Source organism: Pseudomonas sp. Fl4BN1 (genome assembly GCF_009908285.1).
In the GTDB taxonomy this organism is placed as follows: domain Bacteria; phylum Pseudomonadota; class Gammaproteobacteria; order Pseudomonadales; family Pseudomonadaceae; genus Aquipseudomonas.
In genome coordinates this window covers 45,981-65,221 of sequence record NZ_JAAARM010000028.1, presented here as the reverse complement: position 1 = coordinate 65,221, position 19,241 = coordinate 45,981, and the positions used below count along the sequence as shown (strand labels likewise).

Here is a 19,241-nt window from a genome sequence, read left to right as displayed (position 1 = left end):
ATAGGCTTGCGCCTGAAATTTGCTGCGCCGAGCAGGAATAAGCAGGAGGGATTGGCAGGCTTTGGGAAATAACCTGCCACCACATATTTCAACACTGGACGAACCTACTCGACGAGGCTAAAACGAGGCATCCGTCGGAGATTGAGATGAACCCGCGCCAAGCTTTTTTCGCCTGCCTGCACCGCTCACCACCTGCCCTGCTGGAAGCGGCCCTGTGGATTGCTGCCGAGCATGAGTCGGCGGTGGTGCCCGAGCGGTTGCTGGAGGGGTTCAAGCAGGTCCAGCAGCAGATCAGCGCCGGCCTGCCGCTGTTGCCCGCCAGCGAGCAGGGCCAACCCCTGCTGCGTCTGCTGAACGACCAGGGCTTCCAGCAAGACGAGCACCTGCCGCTGCGCCCGCAGGCAGCCCTGATGGACAAGGTCCTGGAACGTCGGCGCGGCCAGCCCCTGGCCTTGGCGCTGATTGCCCTGGAGCTGGCGCAAAGGCTGCAGATTCCCCTGGTGGGGGTGAATTTTCCCGGGCACTTCCTGCTGCGGGTGCCCGGTGCCGACCACCTGCTGGACCCTTGCGGCGGACGCCGGCTGTACCCCAACGACTGCCGGGAACTGCTGCAACGCCAGTACGGTGCCCATATCAAGCTCAACGCCGAACACCTGGCCAGTGCCGAGCCCCTGCAGATGTTCCAGCGCCTGTCGCGCAACCTGCGCCAATTGCACCTGTCCTACGACGACAACCTCGGCGCCCTGATCAATGCCGAACGGGTCCTGGAACTGGGCAATGGCAATGCCGCCGACTACCTGGCTCGGGCCAGCCTCTACCAGCGCCTGGAATGCCCGAATGCCGAACGCTTCGACCTGGAGCACGCACTGCTGCTCAGCGACGATCCTATCCAACGTCTACGACTGACCGAGCGCCTGGGGCATCTGCCACCCAACAGCATCGTTCACTGAACCGTGACCTCGATTCTGGTCTCGGCGCCCTCCCATGCCACAATGCCCCGCACCCCTTTGACTTCAAGGATGAAAACGCATGAACAGCGCCGAACGATTTCTCCAGGACTTCCACCAGCGGCGCCCAGGCACCACGCCTCCAGCCTTCGCCGGGCTGAGCCTGCCGGGACGCGGTAGCTCCTACGACATGCTGGTGGCGACACTCACCACCGATCAGTCTCACGCACAGATACTGGACCTGGGCTGTGGCGATGGTTTCCTCCTGGATCTGCTGGCCAGGAAATACCCCGAGGCGAAATTGACCGGCGTCGACATGAGCACCACCGAGCTGGCAGCGGCACGCGCCCGCCTCGCGGACCGCGGGCTGCTACTCCATGAGCGAGCCCAATCCCTGTCCCTGGCCACGGGCAGTGTGGGTGCCGTGGTATCGCACCTGGCACTGATGCTCATGAGCGACATCGATCAGGTGTTGGGGGAGGTGCATCGGGTCCTGGCCACGGGCGGACAACTCTCGGCGATCGTCGGTCGATCCTTTCTGCTGGGCGAGTTGGGGCAGCAATACCTGCAGGTCTTTCGCGCCGCCGCCAGACGCGACCAGCTCCCTCCTCTGCCTCTGGTCGATCCACGCACTCAATCACAGAGTGGGTGGCGAGACCTGCTGAGCACGAATTTCACCGCACTGCAGTTCGAGGAGCTGGACCTGGCGTGGACGCCAACCTTCGAGGAACTCTGGGATTCGCTGGGGGAAACCTACGACCTGGATCGCCTGACACCCGCCAATCGGGCGCTGATGAAAAATGAACTGCACAGTGCCACGCAGCCCTTGCTGCAGGCCGATGGCACCCTGCTCACCGGCTGGGGACTGTTGCTGATCCAGGCCAAGGCCGCATGACAGACCCTTCCGGGCTCTGGCAGGATGGGCGGCTTACTCCAGGGAACGGGCACAACATGCTGATCAGAAAAGCTCATGGCGACGATGCACAACGGGTCTTCGACATTCGCAACCAGGCCATCAACCACCAGTGCTGCGGCCACTATCCAGCCGCAGACCTGCAGCTCTGGACCGCCGGCAGCCTTGGTGAATACTTCATCGAGATACTGGAGAAGACCGGGCACGTAGCAATCATCGACGATCAGGTGACCGCCAGCGGCATGCTCGACCTGGAGTCCGGCCAGGTCGACGCGGTGTTTGTCGACCCGGCGTACATGGGCCGCGGGATCGGCCGGCAAATGATGCATCACCTCGAAGCACTGGCCCTGGAGGCCGGCCTGTCGCACCTGATCCTGGACTCGACGCTGAACGCCGCCGACTTTTATCGCAGTTGCGGCTTCGTTGGCGAGCGGGTTGCCCAGTACCAGTCGCCCCGGGGCCTGACCCTGGCCTGCGTGCCGATGCTCAAGCACCTGGCACGCTGAGCCAGCCCCCCTTCAGGACTTGAGCGGCGCCTGCAGTTCCGGGGCCGCTCCCGCGTCCCCCGAAGGCGCCTCGGCCGGCGCACGCACCTGGATGATCAACAAGGCCGCCAGCAACGCCGGAATCGCGCAGAAAAAGAAAATCTGCTGCACCGGAATATGCATCGCCAACAGCATGCCGCCGAACAATGGCCCGAGGATCGAACCGAAACGCCCTACCCCCAGCGCCCAGCCGGTGCCGGTGGCGCGCACATGGGCCGGGTAGAAGTTGCTGGCGAAGGCGTTGAGGGTCAGTTGCCCGCCGATGATGCAAAAACCTGCGGCGAACACGAACAGCACCAGGTAGCGCGGGTTGTCGTGGTTCAGACCCAGCAGCACGGTGCACAGCGCCGCCGCCGTCAGCACAGCGGCCAACAGGCGTACCTTGCGTTTCAGGCGATCGGCGAACCAGGCCATGCAGATGGCGCCGAGGGTCCCGGCGAACAGGAACATCGAAGTCACCAGGTTGGCCTGCTTCAAGGCCAGGCCGCTTTCCAGCAGCAGTGTCGGCAACCAGCTGATCATGAAATACAGCAGGATCAGGCTGACGAAAAAGGTCGACCAGATCAGCAGCGTCGGCCGTGCATAGCCCTGGCGGAACAACTCCACGACCGTGAGGTTGCTGGCTGGCGGCTGTTGCTCAGGGCTGCTGGAGAGCGGCGGTGGCTGCCAGTCCGGGAGCATCTGGGCACTGACCTTGCGCAGGCGGGCATACGGCGGCGCGTCCCGCAGCAGGCGCGGCAGGGACTCGGGCAAGCGCCAGACCAGGAACGGAAACAGCAGCAACGGCGTCACCCCACCCGCCAGGAACACCGCTTCCCAACCAAAGCGGTCGATGAAACCGGCGGCGACAAAACCACCCGCGGCGCCGCCAAAGGAGAAACCGCAAGCGGCCAGGGTGACCATCAGGGTGCGCAGGCGTGGCGGCGAATACTCGGACATCAGGGCCATGGCGCTGGGCATCGCCCCGCCCATGCCAATGCCGCAGATAAAGCGCGCGGCCATCAGGCTGTCGAGGGAATTGGCGAACACCATCAGCACCGTCAGGCTGGCATAGATCAACACGCAACAGAGCAGGATTCGCCGCACTCCGAAACGGTCCGCCAGAGGCGTCACCGCCAGCGAGCCCAGGGTCAGCCCCAGCAGGTTGGCGCTGAACACCGGGCCGAAGGCGGACTTTTCCAGGCCCCAGTCCTGGGCCAGGGCCGGCACCACGTACCCCAGGACCTGGGCGTCGTAGCCGTCGGTGACCAGCAGCAAGGCGAGAAGCAACAAGAGCAACCACTGGTAGCGGGACACCGGGCGGGCGTCGAGCGCAGCGCGAAAGCTGGCAATCTGATTTTGCATCGCAAGGTACCTGTTGGTTTTTTTATGGTTATGGGTGCTGCTGGTACAGGTGGTTCAGATCCCTGGGTAGCGTCCAGAAGAGGTTGCAGCCCCTGGGGGGCTTGGCCTGCGAACGCCGCCCGAGCTAGTGGCTGCGGGTGCAGGGGCCAGTGCCACGCGCCGCTGGGAGACAGAGGCGCGTGGATGGATCAGGCCGGAGTATCGGGCTGATTGGCCGGATGCGCGGCCTGGAACGCAGGATGCGTGGCAGCCAGGGCCGCGACCCGGAGGATCCGCGGGTAGGCTTCCAGGGAAACCTTGAAACGCTCGGCGGCATACAGCTGGGGAATCAGGAACACATCGGCCAGGCCCGGCTGGTCGCCGAAACAGAAGCCCTGATCGCCGATCAGTTGCTCCAGGGCGGCCAAGCCCTGGCTGATCCAGTGATCAATCCACACCAGCAGTTGGGCTTCTTCATGCCCCCACTCGCGCAGCAGGTTCTGGGTGCTGGAGTTGTGCAGCGGGTGAATGTCGCAACCGATGATCGCCGCCACCGCCCGCTCATGAGCGCGGCTGACCAGGTCCTTGGACAGCAGCGGCACCTGTGGATAACGCTCTTCCAGGTATTCGATAATCGCCAGTGACTGGATCAGCAGGTTGCCGTCGTCGGTACGCAGCGCCGGCACCCGGCCCTGGGGGTTGATGCCCAGGTACTCCGGCTGGCGGTTGGCCCCGCCCTTGGGCTCCAGCAGGTTGACCGGGATGGCCTGGAAATCCAGGCCCTTGAGGGCCAGGGCAATGCGCACCCGGTAGGACGCGGTGGAACGGTAATAGGTATAGAGCTGCATGACGCTCTCCCCTTAGCGGGCCGGTTGGACGGTGCCACGGCATTCGCCGAAGCCAATGGAGGCGAAACCTTCACGACTGCAGCGCCCGCGCAGGATGATTTCGTCGCCATCCTCGAGGAACTTGCGCACCTCGCCGGAGGCCAGTTCGATGGCTTTCTTGCCGCCTTCGGTGATCTCCAGCAGGCTGCCGAACTGACCACTTTGCGGACCGGACAAGGTGCCCGAACCGAACAGGTCACCGGCCTGCAACTGGCAACCATTGACGCTGTGGTGAGCCACCATCTGCGCCACGGTCCAGTACATGTGCTGGGTGTTGCTCAGGGTCAGGCGGTGCGCCGGCAGGCCCTGTTCACGCATGGCCTGGGTGGTCAGCAGCACTTCCAGCTCGATGTCGAAGCCGCCAGCGGCCTGGTCGCGCTGATCCAGCAGGTAAGGCAGGGGCTGCGGGTCGCCTTCCGGGCGCTGGGGCTGGGCCCGGCGGAAAGGTTCCAGAGCCTCGGCGGTCACTACCCACGGCGAGATGCTGGTGATGAAGCTTTTCGACAGGAACGGCCCCAATGGCTGGTACTCCCAGGCCTGGATATCCCGCGCAGACCAGTCATTGAGCAGGCAGAAGCCGGCGATGTGCTCGGCGGCGTCGCCAATGGCAATCGACTCGCCCATCTCGTTGCCCTGGCCGATCCAGATGCCCAGTTCCAGCTCATAGTCCAGGCGCGCGCAGGGGCCGAAGGTCGGCTCGCTCTGCCCTGCAGGCAAGGTCTGGCCCTTGGGCCGGCGCACGTCGGCACCGGAAGCGCGAATGGTCGAGGCGCGACCGTGATAACCGATGGGCACGTACTTGTAGTTGGGCAGCAGGGGATTGTCGGGACGGAACAGCTTGCCGACGTTCTGCGCATGTTCGATGCCGACATAGAAGTCGGTGTAGTCGCTGATTTTCGCCGGCAGGTGCATTTGGCAGTCCGCCGCCAGGGGCAGCAGCTTCGCCCCTTGGGCTTCGATCTTGCCGCGCAGGCTGCTGCCTTCACTCAGCAGCTCCAGCAGGCGCTCGCGCAAGGCGACACGGGCCGGGCGACCAAGCTGGAAAAAACCGTTCAACTGGCCGCCGCGCGCGGCTTCTACCGCGGTCTTGGCCAAGCCTTCGAACAACCCGGCAGCCAGCGCCGCTTCCAGGTCGAAAACCTGTGCGCCAATCGCGACGCCGCTGCGGGGCGCCGATCCCTGGGTGCTGAAGACGCCCAGAGGCAAGTTCTGCAACGGGAAGTCGGGGTGACCGTTGGCGGACTCGACCCAGCTACGGGTGATGGTTGGCAGGGTCATGGGTTATCTCCGATTCGGGTTGAAGGTGGCGGGCAGCGAGGCCCAGCAAGCATCGTAGTCGTTCTGCAGTTCCGGGCATTGCAAGGCGAACTGGCTGGGACGCAGCACCTGGCTGGTCTCGAACATGAACGCCATGGTGTTGTCGATCTTCGCCGGTTGCAACTCGACGCTGATTGCTTTGGTGCAGGTCTCGCCATCCGGCCCATGGGCACTCATGCAGCTGTGCAGGGACGCGCCACCGGGCAGGAAGCCTTCGGCCTTGGCATCGTAGGCGCCCTGGATCAGGCCCATGAACTCGTTCATCAGGTTGCGGTGGAACCACGGTGGACGGAAGGTGTTCTCGGCCACCATCCAGCGCGGCGGGAAGATCACGAAGTCGAGGTTGGCCAGGCCCGGCACGCTGGTGGGCGAGGTCAGCACGGTAAAGATCGACGGGTCCGGGTGATCGAAGCTGACAGTGCCGATGGTATTGAAACGGCGCAGGTCATATTTGTACGGCACGTTGTTGCCGTGCCAGGCCACCACGTTCAGCGGCGAATGATCGAGCTCGCAGCTCCAGAGCTCACCAAGGAACTTCTGCACCAGGGTGGTGGGCTGCTTGAGGTCTTCGTAATGGGCCACCGGGGTCAGGAAGTCCCGGGGGTTGGCCAGGCCGTTGCTGCCAATAGGACCCAGGTCCGGCAGGCGCAGTGGCGCACCGTGGTTCTCGGCGATGTAGCCCCGGGCTTGCGCGTCCAGCAACTCGATACGGAACTTCAGGCCCCGAGGCAGCACGGCGATTTCCAGCGGCTCAAGGTCCAGCACACCCAGTTCGGTGGCGATGCGCAGGCGTCCCAGTTCAGGCACCAGGAGCATTTCGCCGTCGGCATTGAAGAACACCCGCTCCATGGAACGGTTGGCGCGGTAGTGATAGACGCTGATACCAGCAGGCTTCTGTGCTGCAGAGTTGGCCACCATGGCGACCAGGCCATCGATGAAATCGGTGGGTTCCGCCGGGATCTGCAACGGGTTCCATCGCAGGCGGTTGGGCGTCACGTCCCCCAACGGGCCACCCGCCAACTGACGTTCGAGTTTGACGAACGCCGGATGGTTGGCCGAAGGCTGGATACGGTACATCCAGGTACGCCGGGACTCACTGCGGGTCATGGTGAAGGCGGTGCCGGAAAACAGCTCGGTGTACAGGCCGTAGGGAGCCTTCTGAGGGGAGTTCTGGCCGACCGGCAGTGCGCCTGGCAGGGCCTCGCTGGCGAACTCATTGCCAAAGCCGGACTGGTAGCTGAGGGCCGACGCCGAAGAATCGAGGTTCATGGAGCCTCCTGGAAGTTGGAGTAGGCAGGGGCCTGCCACTCCTTCGCAAGAGTTCCGGGCACGCCTGGGTTATTTTTATCGTAATCCAATTACGCATAACGTAATTTGATTGCCTGGGAGCGTCAAGCTATAAAGACCGCCACTTGTCACGGGACCCCGACACCTCCATGGAAAAGCCGCGCAGCAGCAGCGACAGCACCGGTAAACAGAAAGTCCGCTCAGCCGAAGTCGGCACCGACATCCTCAAGGCCCTGGCCGAACTGTCACCGGCCACTTCCCTTTCGCGCCTGGCTGAACATGTGCAAATGCCCGCGAGCAAGGTGCATCGTTATCTACAGGCATTGATTGCCAGTGGCTTTGCCGAACAGAACTCCGCCACCAATCACTACGGCCTGGGCCGTGAAGCCCTGCGGGTGGGCCTGGCCGCCTTGAACAGCATGGATGTATTGAAGGTGGCGGCCCTGCCCCTGGCAGAACTGCGCGATGAGTTGAACGAAACCTGTTTCCTCGCGGTGTGGGGCAACCAGGGGGCCACCGTGGTGCACATTGAGCCGGCAGTGCGCGCGGTGACCGTGGTCACCCAGTTGGGCTCGGTGTTGCCGCTGCTCAGTTCCTCCACCGGCCTGGTGTTCAACGCCTACCTGCCACCGCGGGAAACCCTCGACCTGCGCCAGCAGGAGCTGTTGACCGGCAACCCCCACGCCCTGGCCGACCCACAAGCCCACGATGCCCTCGCCGAGCAGATTCGCCAGCACGGCCTGCACCATGTCCATGGCTTGCTGATGCCCGGGGTCGATGCATTGTCGGCGCCGGTGTTCGATGCCACCGGCAAAATCGCCGCAGTCCTCACCGTGGTCGGGCCGACCTCGTTGTTCCATGCCGATGAGCATGGCCCGGCCGCCAGTCGCCTGCTGGCAGCCAGCTCCGCGGTGAGCTGGCGCATGGGTTATCAGCCGCAGCCTGCCTGAGCACTGCGGATCAGCTCATCAACCCCAGGGCCTGGGCCTTGGCCACCGCCTGGGTGCGCCGCTCCACTCCCAACTTGCTGTGAATCCGGCGGCCGTGGGTCTTCACCGTGTGCAGGGAAATGAACAACTGCGCGGCAATCTGCTGGTTCGAACAGCCCTGGGCAATCAGTTGCAATACTTGCAGCTCCCGCTGACTGAGCAAGCTGTTGCGGCTCACCTCGGGCTCAACCAGCGCAACGCTTTCAAGGCGCTCCAGCCCTTGCACCAGCGCCGGTTGCCGCAGCCGCAACTCGTGCAGGGCCTGGGGCAGATTGCAGCGCAGCACCAATGCCTGCCCGGCCTGCAACGCTCCGGCCGCCAACGTTGCATCGCCTTGCACATAAGCCACTTCGGCCAAGGCCAACTGCACCTCGGCCTCCAGCCCCAGCATGCCGTGGCGCCGAACCCTGGCCAACACCCCCTGCAAGGTTGCAATCGGCACTTGAGCGCGGCCCAGCTGAACCTCGGCCAGTACCAGCAAGTACTCAATACCCGGGATCAATTCGAGGGTGGCCGGTGGTGCCTGCAGCGCCTGGGGCCCGCGAAAATGCCGGAGCACTCGGCTCAAGGCCTCATGGGCCAGCTCCGGCCGGCGCTGCTGCAGCCAGAATTGGCTGCTGACCTGCAGTAGCACCCCACGGTAGACCGTGTCCGGAACCTGCCGCTGCTGCATCAGCCGCTCGGCGTCTCGCAGACGAATAAAAGCCTGGGCGTAATCCCCTTGGTTGGCGGCCAATTGGGCCTGGCCGAGAAAACCATACAAGGCGCGTTTGTCATGGCTCGCCAGGCAATCCTCAAGCCCGCTGCGAAAGTAGCTGGCGGCTTCCTGCTCATCTCCCTGGCGCAACGCCAGACGGCCAAGGCGCAAGGCAATGCGTCCGAGCAAAGGCGTGGCCCGCAGCGCCTGTCGCGACAAACGCTCGCTGACCTGTTCCAGCAGGCTCTGGGCCCGATGGGGGGCGCCGCGCTGCTCCAGCAACTGCGCATGATCGAGTTCCAGCAAGCCTTCGAGCAGCAGTGCATCCTGAGACCGGGCCAGGCACAGCGCTTCACGATTGAAGGCCTGGGCCACGTCCAGTTCACCGCACAGCAGCGCTTGCTGGGTCAGGCCGGACAGGCACAGCAAACGGATGGTCCAGGCGCTGTCATCCAGCTCGCTCAGCGCCTCGAGAAAGTGCTGGCGCGCGGCGTCCATCCGCCCGCCCAGATGCAGCAACCAGCCCTGTTGCGCCTGCCAGCGGGCCAGCAGTTGGCGCTGCCCGGTGGCCATCGGTTGCGGTGCGAACCGGGCCATCTGCTGCATGCATTGCCCGGCCTGCTCGAAGCGCCCGGCAAACAGCAGCGCCGCCACCAGCAGCCCCACCAACTGCGGGCTGCCCAGCAGCAGTTCGGCGCCCTGTCGCTCATGCAGCTGCAGTAGCAACAGCGCATTGTGCTGCTGGAACAGGAACTCGAAACTGAAATGTTCCAGCAGGCTGACGGCCACCTCATATTCCTCGGCCAGCAGTGCTTGTTCGAAAGCTGATTGCCAGTCCTCCTGGACGGTGAACCACTGGCACGCCCGACGATGCCAGGAACGCCCGGAGGGCCAGGCCTCATCTCGCATCAGGCGGGTCAGGGGCGGGAACACTTGCAACCAGTCGGCGTCGCCTTCCCACGGCTCGATAAAACAGGCCATGTCCTGCAGGGTACGCAGGTACTGAGCCCCCTCCCCGGCGCCAAACAGGTGCTCACACAGTTCGGCGTTGAACCGCGGCATATGCGCCAGCACCTGCCAGACTTCCGCCAGCTCCGCCGGCAATACGCTGAACAGCTCGTGCTCCAGGTATTCCAGCAAGGTGTTGGCGCGCCCCGGCTTGCAGGGTTGGCTCGCTAATTCGCTGCCATCGAGCAAGGCAATGCGCACGCCGGCACACCAGCCACCACTGCGCTGCAGGATACGACTGGCGGTTTGGGCACAGAGCGGTTGTGGCAGCTGTTGCAGCAGTTGCTCGATATCGCTCTGGCTGAACGCCAGGGCCGGACCATCCAATGCATAGAGCAGGTCATCGAGCAGCAATCGTGGCCAGTTGCATTGGGGACGACGGCGACTGCCCAACCACCAGGTCAACAGCGGATTATCGATGCTCAGCAGGCGATCCAGCTGCAGGTCCAGGTCTGCCGCTGCCACTCGGCAATAGTCGTCGATAAACAACCAGGCCGGGGTCTGCAGGTGCGCCAGATGCTCCAGCACCGAGGCTTCATCGTCGCTTGCCAGCCCCAAGGCCGTGGCCAGGGCTCGGCACAAGCCTTCAGGACTCTGGCGGGCACCGGCCATGGGCAACCAGATGACCCGACAAGGGCTGGGGGCCTGCTGCAGGCATTCGGCAAGCAGCGCCGTCTTGCCACTGCCAGCAGGCGCACAGAGCAACTTGACCCGTGCCCCCGAGGCCAGCAACGGCGTGCTCAGACGGCTGCGGGAAAAATGATGAGAGGACAAGCGGGGCATGAACCCGGGACGCTCTGGACAACGAGTCATGGCGGTCATTGCAGCGTGCCTTTTTATAATTTTAGCCTGCGTGCACCCACCCTAGCCCCGACCTCGCAACCAGTTGAAGAAGTATTCAGCAGGCTGATCAATGCTCATAAAAAAGGCGACCGATCGGTCGCCTTTCAAACTGCAGCGTCATCCTTCGCCAGGGGCCTGCCAGCAGGCTAGCGCACCCCGCTGGCGCGCAACGCGGCCGGGGTATAGTCGGCGGCCTTGGCGGCAAAACCGAACTCCAGGCTGCGCTTCTCCTCGTTCTTCATGCCCAGGGCCAGGTAGCGGCCGGCGTTGAGGTCGTACAGGGCTTCCAGGGTGTAGGCCGGCACCTGGTGGTCGTAGTAGTACTGCGCATGGCCTTCGGCTACCCGCCACAGCTGGCCGCGGCCGTCGTAGTGATCCACCAGGGCCACCTGCCAACTGTCCTCGTCGATGTACATGTGCCGGGTGGCATAGATATGCCGCTGGTTGGGCTTGACCGTGCCGACCAACTCCCAGACCCGGTGCAGCTCATAGCGGGTCAGGTCCTGGTTGATGTGGCCAGCCTTGATGATGTCGTCGTACTTGAGGCTCGGGGAGTCCAGCTTGTAGCTGTTGTAGGGGATGTACATCTCCTTCTTGCCCACCAGCTTCCAGTCGTAGCGATCAGGAGCGCCGGAAAACATGTCGAAGTTGTCCGATGTGCGCAGCCCGTCGGCAGCGGTTCCCGGGCCGTCGTAGGCGACCTGCGGAGCGCGGCGCACGCGGCGCTGCCCAGCGTTGTAGATCCATGCCGAACGCGGTTCCTTGACCTGGTCCAGGGTCTCGTGGACCAGCAGCACGTTGCCCGCCAGCCGTGCCGGCGCGGTCACCGACTGTTTGAAGAAGTTCAGCACGTTGGCCGCTTTGGCGGGGTCCAGATCGGGGATCATCGGCGGCGCGGCGATCTCTTCTTCAAAACGGATCGAGGTGTAGCTGCCATTGGTCTGGGGCGTGACCTGGGTGACGATGCGTTTCTGATTGCCGCCGTGATAGCGGGTCAGATGGTTCCACAGCACTTCGATGCCGCTCTTGGGAATCGGAAAGGCGTAATAGCGGTTGCCGGTGAAATTGGCCAGGCCGTTGCCGTCGTTGGTGGTGGTCACGTTCAGCGCGCTGCGCTTGGCCGACTCGTAGATCTCCGGCGGCAGGCCGACGCTGCGATGGGTCGGATAGACCGGAATCCGATAGCTGTCCGGGTAGCGCTTGAACATCGCCACCTGCCCCTCAGACAGCTTGTCCTTGTACCTGTCCAGCGTGGCCGCGGTGATGATGAACAACGGTTTTTCATTGGCGAACGGGTCGGCGAGAAAACCCTTGCTGTCCACCGCACCAGCATTCTTCGGGATGCCCCCGGTCCAGGCCGGAATCGAGCCGTCGGCGTTGCCGGCCTTTTCCGCCCCCAGGGGCGTCAGGCTGGTGCCCAGCTTGGCCGCGTCTTCCGGGCTCACCGCCGCCATCAGGTTGGCCGCCCACAACCCCAACGCCAGGGCACTGCATTGCAGAATCATCTTGCGCATTTAAGTAGTCCTTCTTATGCCGATTCAGAAGTTCACGCCGAAGCTCAACGCGAGGAAGTCACGGTCCGTGAGGGTGTTGTAGCGCCCACCAAAGAAGTCGGTGTAACTGAGGCTGGCGGTGTAGGTGTTGCGATAGTCGGCATCGACACCGACGCTGAGGGCCTTGGCGCCCTGGTTGAACAGGCCGTTGGGGCCATAGCCGTTGACGTCATGGGACCAGGACAGGTTGGGCTTGAAGTTGATCCCGGCGATCACGTTGCTGTAGTCGAGGATGGCCCGGGCGCGATAGCCCCAGGAGGTGGCGGTGACAAAGCCGCCCGTGTCGCCGCCATAACCGTACTGGCCATAGACCGAGTCACGCCCATAGCGCAGCTGGCTTTTGTCTTCCAGGCCACCGACGTGGACAATCGCCGCCTCGCCCACCAGGGTCAGGCGATCGGCACCCAGCACCTGGTCGAAGAACTGGGTCATGGAGCTCTGGATCTGGGTGATTTCCTTGCGCCGGTAGCCGGTGTTGTCGGCGCCCATGGCGCTCTTGATCGGCGAAGCGGCACCGCCGGCAATGGGGTTGAGCAAGGCCAGAGTCAGGTCGTTGGTGTTGACCTGCACCGGTGCATTGGGCCGGTAGCTGATCTCGCCGGTCCAGGCAGTGCCCGTGGGCAGCGTGGTGGAGAAACTGGCGCCGTACAGGCGGATGTCTTCCGGGTATTCAAGGTAGTACTGGCCACGGCCGAGCATCACGCTTTGTACCAGGCTGGCGCCCGCACCGGGAATGCTGGGAGCGGCCGCAGCACCTGCGGCACCAATCGCCCCCAGGGTCGCCAGACTCACGTTGGCCGTGGTGGTGCTGACTACAGGGCTGCGGGAGTGGTAGTTCATGAAGTACAAGCCGTACTCAGTGTCGTCGCCAAGCCAGCGCAAGGCCGCCCCCCATTGCCCGGAATCACGGGCGTCGCGGTCACCGCCCCGGGGCAGGATCACCCCTTCACGGGTGACCTGGAAACCCTGGCCGAAGGCTGCGGCCACCGGTTGCAAGGGCGCGATCGCCGGGCTGCCAACGGTGTAGCCGGTGGTGCAGCCATCGGCCACCACATCGTTGCCGAAGAAGGTCCCGCAGTTGTCCACAACGGTCTGGTCCCACTCCAACTGATAGAAGCCCTCGACGGTCAACTGGTTGGTCAGGCCTTGGGAGGCGAACAGCATGTTGACGGGCACCAAGCCTTCCTTGATCTCGGCCCCGGGCCGGCGAAAGGCTGAGACGTCCACCGGGTTGATGCTGTTGATCGAGTTGCCGATAAAGGTGCTCTCGCCCCAGCTGACCACCTGCTTGCCGGCACGCACGGTGCCTGGCAGGTTGGCAATGGAATAGTTGTGATAGACGAAGGCGTCGAGGATCTGCGCCCCCGAGGACTTGGCGCCTTCCTTGCGATTGTGGTTGCTGACGGGCTTGAACGGACGACTGTCATCCATCAATTCGAAGTCGTACCAGTACTTGCCACGCACAAAGACCCCGGTGTCGCCGTACTTGAGTTCCAGGTCGTGCAGGCCCTTGAAGATCTTCGAGAAGGTCTCGCCCTTCTTGAAATTCAAGCGGCCATCATCGCCGGTGGACGACTGCGCGGTGCCGCCATTGACCATACCGACGAAGGCCCGGTCGGCGTCACGCATGCCCCAACTGGCACCGACCGATAACGACGAGTCGAACTGCCCTTCGATTTCCCCGATGTTGAACGACACCGCCTGCGCCTGGGCGCTGCAGCCCAGCGCCACCGCGACAGCCAGCGCCTGCGGTTTGAAGATGGCGCGCATTGTTATTCTTGTCATGCGTCTTCCCCGGTGAGTGACAGGAAGCCTCACCCTACTGCCGGGGCACCTCGGCCGATAAGCGCACCAAGGAGGTATTCGAGTTGTCGCCCAAAAGGATTAGTGCCCTTGCCATGAGGACGATTCAGAGGGGTATCCAGGGGCTGGATAAAGGCCCATCAGAAACATCGATGCGCTACCTGTGTCGTCCGCTGACCTTCACCGATGACTGTTACTGAGACTGCAACAGTCCTTGTCCCGAATCGCTATTTTTCCGCAGCGAACCAAGGCTTATTCTTCACTCGCAGTCACGGCAAACAGCCAGACGCCCTCCCGTTGAAAGTATCGAGTCGGGTATTTTCCAGGAATTGATTTCCAGCAGGCTTGAAGTTGTTTTGTTCAAGTCGCTACCCCAGGTTCACTGACGTTGATTTTGTAGCTCCTTGATCTAACGTCTTGCTTTGGCCGCTGCTCTTGCAGCGGCCTTTTTTATGCCTGGGATATAACAAGAAAGTTCCACTCAACCAGCGTCTTCATCACTTTCGTCATAGTGAAACTTGTGCAACAGACGATGCGCCACGGGCGACAGGATCAAACCCAGGGTGGCGGCAAAAACCATGTTGGTGTAAAGCCCGTAAGTGGCGAAAAACAGCTTGCCGCCGGGGGTCTCCGGCATATTGATAGGGCCGATTCCGCCCAGGATCATCGCCGCGTCATATAACGCGTCGTGAAAGGAAATATCTTGTTCGAAGTACAGTAAGCCGCTGATACCCAGCAGAATCGAAAAGATAATCAGCGCCACAACCACCAGACCGTGCATGCACAGTCGTCGGATAAACAGCAGTCGCGACAATACCGGCTGGTCTTTTGACTCGTACATATAGAGCGCTCCCTTCTCGTTCGATAACCGTCGAGCATAGTGACGAACGTCGCAGGAGTAAAACCGCCGGACTTGAGGGTCCGGCGCGTCATTGAATCCAGGCTTGCCAGCCCGAGGTGAAAGCCATTGAGCTACCACTAGGATCAAGCCGACAACAAGATCCGGGGCTCAATAGGCGAGTCGCTCAGAGCGCGTACTTTTGCAGATTTTGCATCATCTCCTTCAAGGCTTCGATGTTGTCCTTGGGATGCGCTGCCCCCTCAAAATCACAGATCTGTTGCCAGTGGGCTGCCACGTCCTCCGGGGAAAAGCCCTGGCGCGGATCGAAACCGGCCCCCAGGCTGCGCTCCCAGCGCACCTTGCCGATCCAACCACCGCCCACTTCGAACAAACCGGAGGTTTCCTGGCACTGCTCGCTGCCCAGGTACACCACCAGGGGGCTCACCAACTCCGGCTTGAGCTGCTCGAACACCTGCGGCGGAATCAGGCCCTCGGTCATCCGCGTGCCGCCGGTGGGGGCGATGGCGTTGACCAGGATGTTGTTCTTGCGCCCCTCGATCGCCAGGGTCCGGGTCAGGCCGTACAGGCCCAACTTGGCCATGCCGTAGTTGGCTTGCCCGAAGTTGCCGTAGATACCCGAGGTGGAGGCGGTGAAGATCACCCGCCCATAAGCCTGGTCCCGCAGGTGCGGCCAAGCGGCGCGAGTGACCTTGTAGGCACCTTCGACATGCACCCGGTACACCAGCTCCCAATCGCTGTGGTCCATCTTGTGGAAGGTCTTGTCCCGCAGGATTCCAGCGTTGTTGACCAGCACGTCGACCCGACCAAAGACATCCAGGGCGTTCTGCACGATCTTTTCGCCATCGGTGACCGAATCATGGTTGGCCTCGGCGATACCACCGGCTTCGCGGATTTGTGCCACCACACGATCCGCCGCTGAAGCGCTGGCACCTTCACCCTGGGTCGAGCCGCCCAGGTCATTGACCAGCACCTTGGCACCATGCCGGGCGAACAGCAGCGCATGGGCCCGCCCCAGGCCACCGCCGGCTCCGGTAACGATCACCACTCTATCTTCCAAGCGCACAGACTCACTCATACCGAACTCCAGCAGGGCCAATGGACAATGGGTCGAGTGTCAGGCAGCCGGCCGGTGGTCACAATAAAAACGCCTGGACCTGAATGGTGCGCAATAAGACAGCGGGATAATCGGCGCGTCCGCTCAAGACCGCCGCTCAACCGAGGACATGGCACGGCCCCCTGTGGCGATGGCGCATGCACTCACAGGGCCACGGCGGGGCCCTGGGGTTCGCTCAGGAACCCACCGCCTGACGGGACGGCAACAGCAGGTTGCCGCGAAACCCCAGGTAATGCTTGAGTACCAGCAACGGCGCCTCGATCTGCGGGTAATGGCCAATTCCCGGCAGCAGCACCGTGTCCGGCTGGGCAATCAACTGTCGATAACGCTCCACCATGTGCGCCCCGGAGATCGGGTCCTGGGCACCATCGATCACCCGCAGCGGCACCTCGCCGCGCTGCATGGCACTGACCCAGCGTTCGCGCTGGACCCGGCGTTCGGGGATATAGGCAATCAACTTGTGCAGGATGCGTGGCCCGTTATTACTTTGCACCAGGCTCCAGAAGTCATCCAGGACCGTCTCGCTGGGGCGAGTATGGGAACCGAAGATCTGCCGGAAGCTTTTCGCCAGCCCCTGGCGGCTGAACGCGCGCCCGAGCATCCAGCCCAGAGGACTGAGCAACAGCTTCTGGGTCAGTACCGGGCGATGGGTTTCCGGAAACAGGCCACCATTGAGGAACACGCAACTGGCAATCTCGATCCGCTCCTCGTAGTGCCGGGCGAGCAGTTCCTGGGCGACACTGTCGCCATAGTCATGGGCCAACAGGTGCACGGGCTCGGCAATGCCCAGGTGGGCCAGCAGTGCCTGCTGCAAGTCTGCCTGCTCCAACAGGCTGTAGTCGTGCTCCAGGGGCTTGGCCGAGTCGCCGAAACCGAGCATGTCGCAGGCAATCACCTGATAACGCCGCGCCAGAGGTTGCCACAGGTAATGCCAGTCCCAACTGGCCGTGGGGAAACCGTGGATCAACAGCAGCGGTTCTCCCTGCCCCGCCACCCAGTAACGAATGGGCTGGCCGTGGAACACGAAATCCTGCCCGCGCTTGCGCCACACACTCAGAGGAATCTCGGAGATAGGCATCAGAGTTTATAACCCGGGTCGAGTTGATCGAGTTTGCGCAGCAGGGCCGGCCAAGCCAATACGCCGCCCATACCCTGGGCACTGCGGGTGACTCCGGCAATCATCGCCTTGGCCCCGGCCAGGATCGGCGTGGGAATGGCAATCAGCTCGGCACCGCCGTTCTGCGCCAGTACCTGGATCTCACAGGTGCGCTGGAAGATGAACATCATCAGAAAGGTATCGGCGATGCTCGCGCCACACGTGAGCAAGCCGTGGTTGTGCAACATCAGAAAGCTGTTGGCCCCCAGGTCGGCCTGTAGCCGCAGCTTTTCCTCGGGGTTCAGGGCCACGCCTTCATAGGGGTGATAGCCCAGGCTCGAAAGCACGAACAGCGACTGCTGACTGATGGGTAACACGCCTTGCTTCTGTGCCGATACCGCGACCCCGGCGGCGGTGTGGGTGTGCAGCACACAGGACACATCGTGACGCACCGCGTGCACGGCACTGTGAATCGTGTAGCCGGCCGGGTTGATCTCGTAGGGGCTGTCCATCAACTTGTTACCGGCCTGATCGACCTTCACCAGGCTGGAGGCGGTGATCTCGTGAAACATCATGCCGAACGGGTTGATCAGGAAATCTTCGGTGCCTGGCACCTTGGCGGAAATATGGGTGAAGATCAGATCGTCCCAGCCATGCATCGCCACCAGGCGATAACAGGCAGCCAGGTCCAGGCGGGTTTGCCACTCAGTGGCGCTGACCTGGTTTTTTAAACTCGGTGTCGATTGAACGGGGGCTAGGCTCACGACAAAGACCTCGGTGATGGTTCTTATTGGCTAAGAGGACCTTCAGAGTCTAGACAGACTGCGCCCCGGGCGACGTTGCATTGGCAGCCAGCTTGATGACCGAACGGGTCAGCCCGGAACCGGGCTCTGGCGCGCGGGTTTACGTCAAAGTACCGACGCCAGCAAAGGCGCGGCAAACAGATTCAGGAGCCCGGTGAGGACCATCACCAGGCCCGCCACCGAGCCTTCTTCACCGCCCACTTCATGGGCCCGGCTGACCCCGGCGCCATGGGCACCGACGCCGAACAACGCCCCCCGCGCCAGGGCACTGCGCAAAGGCAGCCAGCGCAGCAGCACGCCACCGAGCATCGCGCCGAACACCCCGGTGAACATCACGAACACCGCAGTCAACTCGGGGACACCCCCCAGGTCATGGGCCAGCGGCATGGCGAAAGGCGTGGTGATGGAGCGCGGCACCAGCGACAGGGCCACCGAGCTGTCCAGGGCCAGGGCCTTGGCCAGGCCGAAGGAACTGCCGATGGACGCTGCGCTACCCGCCAGCATGCCCAGCAACAATGCCGACCAGTGGCGCATCAACAACTGCCGCTGCTGCCAGATGGGAATGGCAAAGGCCACGGTTACCGGCCCCAGAACCAGCATTAGCCAGTGAGTATTGGCGGCGTACTCGGCATAGGCGGTGTGCAACGGCACGGCAATCGCCAACAACAGGGCCGGCACCAGGATCAGCGGCGACAGCAGGTAACGTCCGGTGCGCCGGTAGATCCAGCGGCTGAACAGGTACGCAGCCAGGGTCAGGGCCAGCCAGAACATCGGCATCAGTTCAAGCTTCATGGCGCATCCTCCAGCGGCACACCCACTCCACGGTCAGCGCGGTCACCAGCATCACCAACAAGGTGCTGATACCGATCACCAGCAAAATCCGCCCGCCTTCCTGGCGTAACAAGCCGCCGTAGTCCAGCAGGCTCATCAACGCCGGGATGAAGAACAGCAGCATCTCCGCCATCAGCAGGCCGGCGCCCAGTTGCAGCGCCGCCGGCTTGACCCAGCCCAGGGCAAAGGCCAGCAGCAACAGCGCCAGGCCGACTACCCCACCGGGAATCGGCCAGGGCAACCAGGCGGCCAGTTGGCAGCCGAGAAAATAGATCGCCAGCAGTACCGCCAGTTCAAGGATCAGGCGGCCCAGGCGTTTGCAGGTGGCAATGTTCATGATGATTCAGTCCTCTCAGGGACCTATTTTATGAAAAGCCCCATCATCACCAAAGCGAATTGTTAGACTTGGAACCATTCCAATCT

General features: G+C 63.0%; 17 protein-coding genes. 4 read left to right on the top strand and 13 right to left on the bottom strand.

Annotated features, from left to right (window positions below; translation table 11 throughout):
- Positions 1–146: 146 nt before the first annotated feature.
- From GV818_RS25335 to GV818_RS25325, 3 genes are all read left to right on the top strand, one after another.
- Positions 147–950 carry a SirB1 family protein gene (locus GV818_RS25335; protein ID WP_161755482.1) on the top strand — a complete coding sequence of 268 codons (804 nt, stop codon included), beginning with the start codon at positions 147–149 and terminating at the stop codon, positions 948–950.
- 79 nt (positions 951–1,029) lie between these two features.
- Positions 1,030–1,842: a class I SAM-dependent methyltransferase gene (locus GV818_RS25330; RefSeq protein WP_161755484.1), complete on the top strand. Its 813-nt coding sequence runs from the start codon at positions 1,030–1,032 to the stop codon at positions 1,840–1,842.
- A gap of 56 nt (positions 1,843–1,898) precedes the next feature.
- The gene (locus GV818_RS25325) at positions 1,899–2,366 is read left to right on the top strand and encodes a GNAT family N-acetyltransferase (protein WP_161755487.1); all 468 of its coding nucleotides are present in this window, start codon (positions 1,899–1,901) and stop codon (positions 2,364–2,366) included.
- Positions 2,367–2,378: 12 nt separating this feature from the next.
- Here GV818_RS25325 and GV818_RS25320 read toward each other — a convergent pair whose 3' ends face one another.
- The 4 genes from GV818_RS25320 to hmgA form a co-directional block, all read right to left on the bottom strand.
- Complete coding sequence (locus GV818_RS25320; RefSeq protein WP_161755489.1) at positions 2,379–3,749, bottom strand: MFS transporter; 1,371 nt, start codon at positions 3,747–3,749, stop codon at positions 2,379–2,381.
- Positions 3,750–3,937: 188 nt separating this feature from the next.
- A complete protein-coding gene (gene maiA, locus GV818_RS25315) occupies positions 3,938–4,576 on the bottom strand; it encodes a maleylacetoacetate isomerase (RefSeq protein WP_161777835.1) in 639 nt (212 codons plus the stop codon).
- 12 nt (positions 4,577–4,588) lie between these two features.
- On the bottom strand, positions 4,589–5,893 hold the full coding sequence (gene fahA, locus GV818_RS25310) for a fumarylacetoacetase (protein ID WP_161755493.1): 1,305 nt from the start codon (positions 5,891–5,893) through the stop codon (positions 4,589–4,591).
- Positions 5,894–5,896: 3 nt separating this feature from the next.
- Entirely contained in the window at positions 5,897–7,201 is a 1,305-nt protein-coding gene (hmgA, locus tag GV818_RS25305) for a homogentisate 1,2-dioxygenase (RefSeq protein ID WP_161777834.1), read from the bottom strand.
- A gap of 167 nt (positions 7,202–7,368) precedes the next feature.
- Between hmgA and GV818_RS25300 the strand changes: the two genes are divergently transcribed.
- A complete protein-coding gene (locus GV818_RS25300; RefSeq protein WP_161777841.1) occupies positions 7,369–8,169 on the top strand; it encodes an IclR family transcriptional regulator in 801 nt (266 codons plus the stop codon).
- Between the two features lie 10 nt (positions 8,170–8,179).
- Here GV818_RS25300 and GV818_RS25295 read toward each other — a convergent pair whose 3' ends face one another.
- The 9 genes from GV818_RS25295 to GV818_RS25255 form a co-directional block, all read right to left on the bottom strand.
- Positions 8,180–10,735 (bottom strand): helix-turn-helix transcriptional regulator, encoded by a 2,556-nt coding sequence (locus GV818_RS25295; RefSeq protein ID WP_161777833.1) that lies wholly within the window; start codon positions 10,733–10,735, stop codon positions 8,180–8,182.
- Between the two features lie 167 nt (positions 10,736–10,902).
- Positions 10,903–12,270 (bottom strand): DUF1329 domain-containing protein, encoded by a 1,368-nt coding sequence (locus GV818_RS25290; protein ID WP_161777832.1) that lies wholly within the window; start codon positions 12,268–12,270, stop codon positions 10,903–10,905.
- A gap of 24 nt (positions 12,271–12,294) precedes the next feature.
- Entirely contained in the window at positions 12,295–14,094 is a 1,800-nt protein-coding gene (locus GV818_RS25285) for a DUF1302 domain-containing protein (RefSeq protein ID WP_161777831.1), read from the bottom strand.
- 499 nt (positions 14,095–14,593) lie between these two features.
- The gene (locus GV818_RS25280; protein WP_161755504.1) at positions 14,594–14,953 is read right to left on the bottom strand and encodes a hypothetical protein; all 360 of its coding nucleotides are present in this window, start codon (positions 14,951–14,953) and stop codon (positions 14,594–14,596) included.
- Between the two features lie 184 nt (positions 14,954–15,137).
- On the bottom strand, positions 15,138–16,049 hold the full coding sequence (locus tag GV818_RS25275) for an SDR family oxidoreductase (RefSeq protein WP_161777830.1): 912 nt from the start codon (positions 16,047–16,049) through the stop codon (positions 15,138–15,140).
- A 214-nt stretch (positions 16,050–16,263) separates the two neighbouring features.
- Complete coding sequence (locus GV818_RS25270) at positions 16,264–17,166, bottom strand: alpha/beta fold hydrolase (protein ID WP_161777829.1); 903 nt, start codon at positions 17,164–17,166, stop codon at positions 16,264–16,266.
- Positions 17,166–17,948: a class II aldolase/adducin family protein gene (locus GV818_RS25265; RefSeq protein ID WP_161777828.1), complete on the bottom strand. Its 783-nt coding sequence runs from the start codon at positions 17,946–17,948 to the stop codon at positions 17,166–17,168. The genes GV818_RS25270 and GV818_RS25265 overlap by 1 nt, the downstream gene beginning before the upstream one ends.
- Before the next feature lie 144 nt (positions 17,949–18,092).
- Positions 18,093–18,779, bottom strand: a complete 687-nt coding sequence (locus GV818_RS25260) for an LrgB family protein (RefSeq protein WP_161755512.1) — start codon at positions 18,777–18,779, stop codon at positions 18,093–18,095.
- Positions 18,769–19,155, bottom strand: a complete 387-nt coding sequence (locus GV818_RS25255; RefSeq protein ID WP_161755514.1) for a CidA/LrgA family protein — start codon at positions 19,153–19,155, stop codon at positions 18,769–18,771. The genes GV818_RS25260 and GV818_RS25255 overlap by 11 nt, the downstream gene beginning before the upstream one ends.
- Positions 19,156–19,241 lie beyond the last annotated feature (86 nt).

Bases quoted from the DNA above. Each gene is read 5' to 3' on its own strand.
- GV818_RS25335 (WP_161755482.1), top strand. From the start codon at position 147: ATGAACCCGCGCCAAGCTTTTTTCGCCTGCCTGCACCGCTCACCACCT.
- GV818_RS25330 (WP_161755484.1), top strand. From the start codon at position 1,030: ATGAACAGCGCCGAACGATTTCTCCAGGACTTCCACCAGCGGCGCCCA.
- GV818_RS25325 (WP_161755487.1), top strand. From the start codon at position 1,899: ATGCTGATCAGAAAAGCTCATGGCGACGATGCACAACGGGTCTTCGAC.
- GV818_RS25320 (WP_161755489.1), bottom strand. From the start codon at position 3,749: ATGCAAAATCAGATTGCCAGCTTTCGCGCTGCGCTCGACGCCCGCCCG.
- maiA (WP_161777835.1), bottom strand. From the start codon at position 4,576: ATGCAGCTCTATACCTATTACCGTTCCACCGCGTCCTACCGGGTGCGC.
- fahA (WP_161755493.1), bottom strand. From the start codon at position 5,893: ATGACCCTGCCAACCATCACCCGTAGCTGGGTCGAGTCCGCCAACGGT.
- hmgA (WP_161777834.1), bottom strand. From the start codon at position 7,201: ATGAACCTCGATTCTTCGGCGTCGGCCCTCAGCTACCAGTCCGGCTTT.
- GV818_RS25300 (WP_161777841.1), top strand. From the start codon at position 7,369: ATGGAAAAGCCGCGCAGCAGCAGCGACAGCACCGGTAAACAGAAAGTC.
- GV818_RS25295 (WP_161777833.1), bottom strand. From the start codon at position 10,735: ATGACCGCCATGACTCGTTGTCCAGAGCGTCCCGGGTTCATGCCCCGC.
- GV818_RS25290 (WP_161777832.1), bottom strand. From the start codon at position 12,270: ATGCGCAAGATGATTCTGCAATGCAGTGCCCTGGCGTTGGGGTTGTGG.
- GV818_RS25285 (WP_161777831.1), bottom strand. From the start codon at position 14,094: ATGACAAGAATAACAATGCGCGCCATCTTCAAACCGCAGGCGCTGGCT.
- GV818_RS25280 (WP_161755504.1), bottom strand. From the start codon at position 14,953: ATGTACGAGTCAAAAGACCAGCCGGTATTGTCGCGACTGCTGTTTATC.
- GV818_RS25275 (WP_161777830.1), bottom strand. From the start codon at position 16,049: ATGAGTGAGTCTGTGCGCTTGGAAGATAGAGTGGTGATCGTTACCGGA.
- GV818_RS25270 (WP_161777829.1), bottom strand. From the start codon at position 17,166: ATGCCTATCTCCGAGATTCCTCTGAGTGTGTGGCGCAAGCGCGGGCAG.
- GV818_RS25260 (WP_161755512.1), bottom strand. From the start codon at position 18,779: ATGAAGCTTGAACTGATGCCGATGTTCTGGCTGGCCCTGACCCTGGCT.
- GV818_RS25255 (WP_161755514.1), bottom strand. From the start codon at position 19,155: ATGAACATTGCCACCTGCAAACGCCTGGGCCGCCTGATCCTTGAACTG.